7 protein-coding genes are annotated in these 9306 nt (G+C 46.6%); 2 read left to right on the top strand and 5 right to left on the bottom strand.

The annotated features are described in order from the left end of the window. Nucleotides 1-40: 40 nt before the first annotated feature. The 3 genes from B2Z67_RS07300 to B2Z67_RS07310 all read right to left on the bottom strand — a co-directional run bounded on the left by B2Z67_RS07300 (nt 41) and on the right by B2Z67_RS07310 (nt 3422). Nucleotides 41-1288, bottom strand: coding sequence for an efflux RND transporter periplasmic adaptor subunit (locus B2Z67_RS07300; protein ID WP_291529162.1), 1248 nt, complete (start codon nt 1286-1288; stop codon nt 41-43). Between the two features lie 248 nt (nt 1289-1536). Beyond that, entirely contained in the window at nt 1537-2463 is a 927-nt protein-coding gene (locus B2Z67_RS07305) for a TolB family protein (protein WP_291529163.1), read from the bottom strand. A gap of 32 nt (nt 2464-2495) precedes the next feature. Next, nucleotides 2496-3422 carry a glucosaminidase domain-containing protein gene (locus tag B2Z67_RS07310; protein ID WP_291529164.1) on the bottom strand — a complete coding sequence of 309 codons (927 nt, stop codon included), beginning with the start codon at nt 3420-3422 and terminating at the stop codon, nt 2496-2498. A gap of 130 nt (nt 3423-3552) precedes the next feature. Between B2Z67_RS07310 and cdd the strand changes: the two genes are divergently transcribed. Together cdd and B2Z67_RS07320 are read left to right on the top strand one after the other, a co-directional pair. Then, complete coding sequence (cdd, locus tag B2Z67_RS07315) at nt 3553-4032, top strand: cytidine deaminase (RefSeq protein ID WP_291529165.1); 480 nt, start codon at nt 3553-3555, stop codon at nt 4030-4032. A gap of 279 nt (nt 4033-4311) precedes the next feature. After that, nucleotides 4312-5916 carry an ABC-F family ATP-binding cassette domain-containing protein gene (locus B2Z67_RS07320; protein ID WP_291529166.1) on the top strand — a complete coding sequence of 535 codons (1605 nt, stop codon included), beginning with the start codon at nt 4312-4314 and terminating at the stop codon, nt 5914-5916. A 39-nt stretch (nt 5917-5955) separates the two neighbouring features. Here the strand turns inward: B2Z67_RS07320 and nhaA are convergent, their stop codons facing one another. Then, nucleotides 5956-7269 (bottom strand): Na+/H+ antiporter NhaA, encoded by a 1314-nt coding sequence (gene nhaA, locus B2Z67_RS07325; RefSeq protein ID WP_291529167.1) that lies wholly within the window; start codon nt 7267-7269, stop codon nt 5956-5958. A 24-nt stretch (nt 7270-7293) separates the two neighbouring features. Next, entirely contained in the window at nt 7294-9075 is a 1782-nt protein-coding gene (gene lepA / locus B2Z67_RS07330) for a translation elongation factor 4 (RefSeq protein ID WP_291529168.1), read from the bottom strand. Nucleotides 9076-9306 lie beyond the last annotated feature (231 nt).

The following is a 9306-nucleotide window of genomic DNA, read 5'->3' on the forward strand; positions in this document are numbered from 1 at the left end:
TCCTCCCAGGAGGAGGAGAATTGGGATACTCTCCCGCACACTATTTCAGCTTCAACTTATTCTTATTCTTATACTGACTCATATCGCTCACCACCACCTGGTCGCCCGCCTGCAAACCACTGATAACCTCCACATACTCAAAGTTACTGTCACCCAGTTGCACTTTACGCTTCACGATTTCCTCGTCCGAGTCGCGTACAAAGAGTTCGTACTCGCCGCGCCCCACATAATAAGAAGCATTCGCAATCCGCATCACATCCTCCTTCACCGCATTCATCACATACACATCCGTTTTCAACCCCGAACGCAAACGACGGTGGTTATCCTCACTCAACTGCACAGTAAACGAAATCACCCCATTCTTCGACAACGGCGTCACACTGCTCACCGTACCTTCCAGCTTCTCATTCCCAATCTTCACCACCGACTTACCTCCGGCAGCCACACGGTCGCCATACGTATCGGCAATCTCGCCCTCCACCTTGAAGTGGCTAAGGTCGGAGATTACAGCAAGCTGACTGCCTTGCGAAACCTGCGCACCAATCTGGTTATTAATGTAAGTAAGAATAGCCTTCCGCGGAGAACGAACCTGCGCATCGTCCAGCGTACGCTTCATCTCGGCAAGCCCCTTGCGGAAGATGCTGAAATCCAGTTCCTGAACCTTATACTCGGCGGCAAGCACTTCCTTCTCATTGTCGTACTGCTGTTTCAGTTGCTCATATTCCAACTCTGCCACGTTGTAGCTAAGTTCCGCCTGACGCACCTTGTCGGTAGTCCCCGAACCCAGACTGTCGAGATACTGCTCATTGCGCAGTTCCACCTTCTTACGGTTCAGTTGCATGGCAGAGACTTTAATCTTCATCGACAGGTCGTTCAGTTTAGTCTGGTTGTTCACCCGTAGCTGGTCGAGTTTGTAACTGCGCATCTGCTCTTCGTCCAACAGTTTCTTGTAGTCCGTCTCTACGCTTTGCAGGTCGAGTTTCAGAATCGGCGTACCTACGTCCACGCTGTCTCCACCTTTCTTATACACCTCCATGATGCGGGTATTGATGGGTGAGTTGATAATCTCCTCGAATGCCGGCACCACTTTTCCCGACGCGCTGACACTGACTTCAATCGTACCTTTATCTACCGTAGAGAGTACCAGGTCCTTCGTCTTGACTCCTGTACGCATCAACGAGATAAGTACGCTGATAACTACTATAACTGCCACGCCTATGCCTCCGTAGCGGATAATCTTCTTGTTGCGTTCTTTATTACGCACTTCTTTTGGTATTTCTCTGTCCATAGTGAATATTGAGTTATTTATTATTTCCTGGTATTGAGTTGTTTATTACTTCCGGTTTCCGGTGCTTGTCCATCGTCGAAAACGAACAGACATGTTACTCACATTTATATATATGCTAAATGCGTGCCAAAAACGTAAATGCCTGAAAACGAGGTGATAGAGAAAAAAGGAGGGTGTCCGATATCGGACACCCTGTACATTTTCGGATATGATTGAAGACGAAGATATAGAGGTACAGAGTTCTATCTTTATTCAGCCTTAGCCCTAATATAAGAAACAAATGCAAACCGCTTACTATCCGGCGACCAGGAGTTTACATTGATAGTACCCTGTCCGCCAAACAAACTGACCACCGTCTGCGGCTTTCCACCTTTTGCCGGCATCACGCGAAGCTCCACGTCTTTACCAAACGGGTGATCGCCCGGCGCTACATCCCCCTTCTTATAACAGATAAACACAACCTGTTCCCCATCCGGAGATATGTGCGGAAACCAGGAGTTGCGGTCTTTGTCGAACGTCATTTGTGTCTGTTCCGCTCCATCCGCCCGCATGCGCCACACTTGCATCAACCCCGTACGAACGGAATTGAACCAGATGTAGTTACCACAAGGCGAGTATTCAGGTCCATCGTCCAGACCGGGTGCATCCGTCAGGCGGACTTCTTCGCCACCACGGGCAGGAATAATGTACACGTCGTAATTACCTTTCCGGTCGGCACAGTACGCCAACGTCTTCCCATCGGGCGACCATCCGTGCAAATAACTTGGCCCCATCGGCGTAACCAGCGTAGGAGCGCCACCCGTAATAGGCAGAGTGTAGATGCGCGACTGACCGTCTTCCTTAGTACCGTGACTGATGGCAATCTCTTTACCGTCAACCGACAGCACATGGTCGTTGTTACAACGATTGGCAAAGCCGGTGGGAATTTCCACATCCGATGCAGCGTCGTCTATCGCCACCTTATACAGTTTACCTTTACTATTATATATAAGGTATTGCCCGTCTACTGTCCAGTTGGGCGCTTCGATAAGATAGGGATACTCTTTAAGTACGGTGCGCTTACCCGTCTCAGTGTCATAAATCTCTAATACCGATACAGTCTTATTCACTTGTCCGGATACAAAAGCAGGAGTTGACGCTGCCAACAACGATAGGAATAGATAGGGTGTTTTCATGGGTGTAATGTTTATATTTAGAATTACATGTACTATCTCAGCCTCAACCTGTCCCCTACTTCCGGAACGTAGTCATCATCCTTCCGGTTCATCTTATACAAGTTCTTCAACCGTATACCGCACTTCTGAGAAATGGAGTGCATGGAGTCGCCGTCTTTCACAATATAAACGGTATGTGGTTCGGGCGCTTTCTTATTCTTCTCTTTCAGATAGATTATATCACCGGCTTCCAGCGTATAATCCTTATGCAAGTCGTTGTATTTCACTAACTTCTTCCAACTGATATCGAACTCCCCACCCAGTAAGCGGAACGTATCGCCATCACGTGCCACTACACATGCAATATCGTTAGCTATATACACATCATGCGGATTGGCAAGCCATGGCTTCTTCTTCAATTCCTTAGCCCACTTGCGGGCTTCGCTCTTGCTCATGCCGCGACTGTCATACTTATAAAGCTCGTAATCTTCGATTATTGTAATCAAACGGTTGGCATAAGAAGGGTCTGTCGCATATCCGGCTTTCTTCAGCCCGCGCGCCCAACCTTTATAATCCGTAATCTTCAGTTCGAACAGGAAAGCATAACGCGCACCCTGTTTCAGAAAAGCGGAATGGTCTTCATAAGAATCCTTGGGTTTGCTGTAAGCGCGAAAGCATTCTTTAGGCGCATCATCATCATGCCGCACCGTACGTCCGCGCCAACTGCTTCCGCACTTAATGCCGAAATGATTATTACTCTTAAGAGCCAGTTCACTTTGTCCGGCGCCACTTTCGAGTAGACCTTGTGCCAGGGTGATACTGGCAGGTATCTTGTGTTCCTGCATTTGCTGCACGGCAAGAGGAGCATATTTCTCTATGTATTCCGAATAACGGGTATTCTTGCGCTGTGCCTGAATGGTAACGGCACAAGTGAGAAATACCAGGATTACGGCAAGTTTGATCACATTAATTTTCTTCATAACGGTATTTGATTACATTAATTCCCTTCCTAACAGTAGACTTTTGAGGTACAAAAGTCATAAAAAGAATTGGAATTACCAATCTCTTTCCTAACTTTGTAACATTAATTACAAAAAACTTTATCGTCTTATGAAAGATTTGACCTTGCGAATTGACCTTAAAATATACGAATACAGCGAGTTAAGTGATGCCGACCGCAAATTGATGGATGCCGCCCGTGAAGCAACCAATCGCAGTTATGCGCCTTACTCACACTTCTCCGTAGGCGCCGCGGCGCGTTTGGCAGACGGTACAATCGTAACGGGTACCAATCAGGAAAATGCTGCTTATCCCTCGGGGCTTTGCGCGGAACGTACTACTCTGTTTTATGCCAATTCACAATATCCCAATCAGGCAGTAGAAACTCTCGCCATAGCTGCACGCAATGAACGAGGTTTCCTCGACGATCCTATTCCACCCTGTGGCGCCTGCCGCCAGGTGATGCTCGAAACGGAAAAACGCTTTAAGCATCCTATGCGTATTCTTCTTTATGGTGAGAAAGGTATTTATGAGGTGAAAGGTGTAGGAGCTTTGTTGCCTTTATCATTTGATGCTGATTCGATGAAATAACTTTCTATGTTTTTTCATTCAACCTGCATAAACTACGAAAGATTTTATGTAGCTTTGCAACCGCTAACTAACAAATACTGCAATGAGAATTTCCAAGTAAAGACAAGCCTTTCGGTAAACATCACCTTTTATATGCTTCATTATTCAGAACGCTGAGCATCACAAACGTGTATGTTTAGCCCATACTGTGTTTGTCTATTCCCTCCTTTTACTTCCTCTGCGGAAGTTTCCCCGAGATGTTATCTTGTTTTTCACTATTCATTAAACACAGTATTTGTTATGAGTATTATCATCAGAAACCTCAGCTATGTACATTCAGACAAGGAGACCCTGTTCCAAAACCTAAACTTATCCGTTAATCCGGGAGAGAAAATAGCACTGACCGGAAATAATGGTTGCGGTAAATCTACTTTCATGCAGATTATCGCAGGTGAATTATCTCCTACCGGCGGAACAGCCATTCATCAGGAACCCCTTTATTACGTTCCCCAACACTTCGGACAATACGATAACCGAACCATCGCACAGACGCTACGGATAGACAACAAGTTGGAAGCCTTGTACGCCATCCTCAATGGAGATGCCTCTGAAAAACACTTTGTTATTCTGAACGACGACTGGAACATTGAAGAACGCGCCCAAGCCTTCCTGTCCGCCTGGGGAATGGACGGCACTCCCCTCACCCGCCTGATGCATGGGCTAAGTGGCGGGGAGAAGACACGCATATTCCTTGCAGGCATGGAATTGCACGCGCCAGCTGTTGTCTTACTGGATGAACCTACCAACCATCTGGACAGTGCGGGACGCCAACGTCTGTATGATTTCGTAAAGCGTACTCCGGCAACCGTATTGCTCATCAGCCACGACCGCACTTTACTGAACCTGCTGCCCGCCATTTGTGAGTTATCCCCTACAGGACTGGCTTATTACGGCGGCAATTACGACTTCTTCAAAGAACAGAAGGACATACGGCTCAATGCTTTACAGGAGCAACTGGAAGAAAAACAAAAAGCGTTGCGCCTCGCCCGCAAGATAGCCCGTGAAGTAGCGGAGCAGAAAGCAAAACAGAACTCACGGGGAGAGAAAGCCGCCATCAAGAAAGGTACTCCGCGCATTATGATGAGAACCATAAAGAACAGAGCGGAAGCAAGTTCCAGCAAGCTGAAAGATGTACATGCCGAGAAATCAGAGAAACTGCAACAGGAGATGCAAAAGATTAAAAGTTCCATTCCTCTTTCCGAAAGGCTGAAAACAAACTTCAATGCCTCTGCCCTGCACGAAGGAAAGATACTGGTTACGGCAGAAGAAATGAACTTTCAATATCCAGGCGCCGACCGTCCGTTGTGGAAATCCCCGCTTCACTTCCGGCTACGAAGCGGCGACCGTCTCCATATTGAAGGTAACAACGGAAGCGGAAAAACTACTCTGCTGAAGCTGATTAGCGGAGAACTCCCGGCAAGCAGCGGTACACTGATCCGTGTTGATTTCAGTTTTGTATATCTGGATCAGGAGTATTCGCTTATCCGTAATGACCGGACTATCCTGGGGCAGGCGGAGCATTTCAATCACCGCCGGTTGCCGGAGCATGAATTGAAAACGATACTGAACCGTTATCTTTTTCCGGCAGCTACCTGGAACAAACCTTGCCTGTTACTAAGCGGTGGAGAGAAAATGCGCCTCGCCTTCTGTTGCCTGATGATAGCGGACAATACTCCGGATGTCTTCATACTCGATGAACCGACCAATAACCTGGATATTGAAAGCATCGAAATCATTACGGCGACTATACGGGATTACATGGGGACAGTAATTGCCGTATCGCATGACAAGGAATTCCTGGAAGATATAAATTGTATAGAGAGTTGGGGAGTATTTAATAGATAATAGGCTTGTCCGCATTAGGGGTATTATGCGGATAAGCATCTATATTTTAGAACCTTTCGACAATGCCCATTTCAATACTGCATAACCCAGTATTCCCGCTACAATCGTACCGCACAATATACCGAACTTCGCTTGATTCAACAATTCCGGATAAATGTTGGAGAAAGAGAGGTTCGCTATAAACAGGGATACGGTAAAGCCTATTCCTCCCAACAGGGATACACCGGCAATATTCCTCCAGTTCATGCCTTCGGGCATACGGGCAAGCCCGCACTTAATAGTCAACCACGTAAACAGGTAGATACCCAGGAACTTACCAACCAGAAGACCCAATCCGACAGCCAGCCCCACATTTCCCATAATATCTCCACTCCCACTGAGTACCACTCCCGCATTGGCAAAAGCAAACAGAGGCAGGATAACAAAATTCACTGCTCCGTGCAAATTATCCTCCAACGACTGCAAAGGACTAATTACCCGGTCTGAAGCCCGCTCCACCCGTTTCAGTGTAGCTATCTGCTTATTCGTCAATACGATATTGTCAGACTGCAAAACCGGGAAAGAGTTGACTATGGCACGGATACGCTTGATGTATTTCCCCGCATCCAGCCTCGGGCGGGCAGGTATTACAAACGCAAGTATCACGCCCGATACCGTACTATGAATGCCGGACTGCAGAAACAAATACCAAATAATAACCCCGAAGAAGAGGTAGACGATTTTCTGCGTCACGCCGAACTTCCCCATATAATACAGGCATGCATAAAGTATGGCGACTACAATCAGATAGCCGTAAGCAACTTCGGAACTATAAAAAATAGCTATGACCAGAATACCGCCGATATCATCTACTACTGCAAAAGCCGTTAAGAATATCTTCAGACTAAGCGGAACCCGTTTACCCAACAGACACAGCACCCCGAGGGAGAAAGCAATATCGGTAGCCATCGGGATAGCTGTACCCCGCATTTCGGGAGTGCCCGAAGTTGCCAACATTGAATAAATGATAACAGGGAAAAGCATACCACCACAAGCGGCAATAAAAGGCAGGATGGCTTTCCGGAAAGAGGATAGCTCACCAACCAGTAACTCACGCTTTATTTCCAGTCCGACAGACAGGAAGAAAATCGTCATCAGGCAGTCGTTGATGAACTCAAGCATGGACAGATTATGTCCTCCATGAGAAAGCAAATTGAAATCTCCGATACGTAGATGAAGTTCCTGCGACAGGAAATCCTGGTAAACGGAAGCCAGCGGAGAGTTTGCAATAACAGCCGCTACAATAGCCGTCAGAAATAACAGAATACTTGCCATCACGTTCAGTGATGAGATGCTTTTCGCTGCACGTAGCATAATATTATATGTATTGTTTTATTCTTAATCCAGTTTCAAGACTGCGAGGAACGCCTTTTGCGGCACTTCCACATTACCGATTTGTTTCATACGCTTCTTTCCTTTTTTCTGTTTCTCCAGCAGTTTGCGCTTACGGCTCACATCACCACCGTAACACTTTGCCGTCACGTCTTTACGTACGGCCTTAATCGTTTCACGGGCAATAATCTTGGCGCCGATAGCTGCCTGGATAGCGATTTCAAACTGTTGCCGCGGTATCAGTTCTTTCAGCTTCTCGCACATCCGGCGTCCCAAATCGTAAGCGTTGTCTACGTGGGTCAAGGTGGAAAGGGCGTCTACCGGTTCACCGTTCAGCAGAATATCCAGTTTTATCAACTTTGAAGGACGGAAACCGCTGGGATGGTAGTCAAAGGAAGCGTATCCCTTGGAGATACTCTTCAGCTTATCATAAAAGTCGATAACTATCTCACCTAAAGGTATGTTATAGTATATCTCCACGCGTTTACCGGAAATATACTCCTGCTTCACCAGTTCGCCGCGTTTACCCAGGCACAATGTCATGATGGGGCCGATATAATCGGTGGTGGTAATAACGGAAGCGCGGATGTAAGGCTCCTCGATGTGGTCTATCAACGTAACGTCGGGCATACCGCCGGGGTTATGCACTTCGGTCATGTTGCCCTGCTTGTCGTATATATTATAGGATACGTTGGGCACGGTGGTTATCACGTTCATATCGAACTCCCGGTCGAGCCGTTCCTGTACAATCTCCATGTGCAGCAATCCCAGGAAGCCGCAACGGAAGCCAAAACCTAAAGCCAGCGAAGATTCGGGCTGGAAAGTCAGTGAGGCATCATTCAATTGCAGTTTTTCCAAAGATGAACGCAAGTCTTCAAATTCTTCCGCCTCAATGGGATACACGCCGGCAAATACCATTGGCTTTACTTCTTCAAAGCCGGCAATGGCTTCCTTGCATGGACGGGCAATGTGGGTAATGGTGTCTCCCACTTTAACTTCCTTGGAGGTTTTGATACCGGAAATGATGTATCCCACATCGCCGGTACGCAACTCCTGGCGCGGTAGCATATCCATCTTTAAAACTCCGATTTCGTCGGCATCGTATTCCTTACCCGTATTGAAGAATTTCACCTTGTCTCCCTTGCGGATTACGCCGTTCACTATCTTGAAGTAAGCTATGATACCACGGAATGAATTAAATACGGAATCGAAAATCAAAGCCTGCAACGGCGCTTCTTCATCGCCTTTGGGGTTAGGGATACGTTCAATGACAGCCGCCAGAATTTCTTCCACTCCCATACCGGTCTTACCGGATGCACGGATTATCTCATCGCGTTTACAGCCTAACAGCTCAACTATTTCGTCTTCCACTTCTTCGGGCATAGCGCTCGCCATGTCACACTTGTTGACGATTGGAATAATCTCCAAATCGTGTTCAATCGCCATATACAGGTTGGAGATAGTCTGCGCCTGTACGCCTTGTGAAGCGTCAACAATCAGCAGAGCGCCTTCGCAGGCGGCGATAGAGCGGGACACTTCGTATGAGAAGTCCACGTGTCCCGGAGTATCTATCAAATTCAGGATATACTTTTCACCTTTATACGTGTACTCCATCTGGATAGCATGGCTCTTAATGGTTATACCTCGTTCGCGCTCCAAGTCCATGTCATCAAGCATCTGTCCGCCGGTTACTTGTATGGTATTGGTAAATTCGAGCAGGCGGTCTGCTAAAGTAGATTTACCATGATCAATGTGAGCGATAATACAAAAGTTACGTATATTCTTCATTTTATCAAGTTATCAATATAGGAATAAAACATGCTACAAAAGGGAGTTAAACACACTTTGTATAACAATACAATACTTTTTAGAGCCTGTTTTAAGAAGGATAATTTAAACAGACTAAATGCAGTAATCTCCTTTCGTGGGCGCAAAGATAATGAAAAATGCGAGTTTTTGAAAATCTGCAAGTGTCAGATTGACTATTTGTATTTTTAGTTGGCTGAGAATGCGATATTT

Origin of the sequence: Bacteroides sp. UBA939, from assembly GCF_002293435.1 — a bacterium.
Taxonomy (GTDB): domain Bacteria; phylum Bacteroidota; class Bacteroidia; order Bacteroidales; family Bacteroidaceae; genus Bacteroides.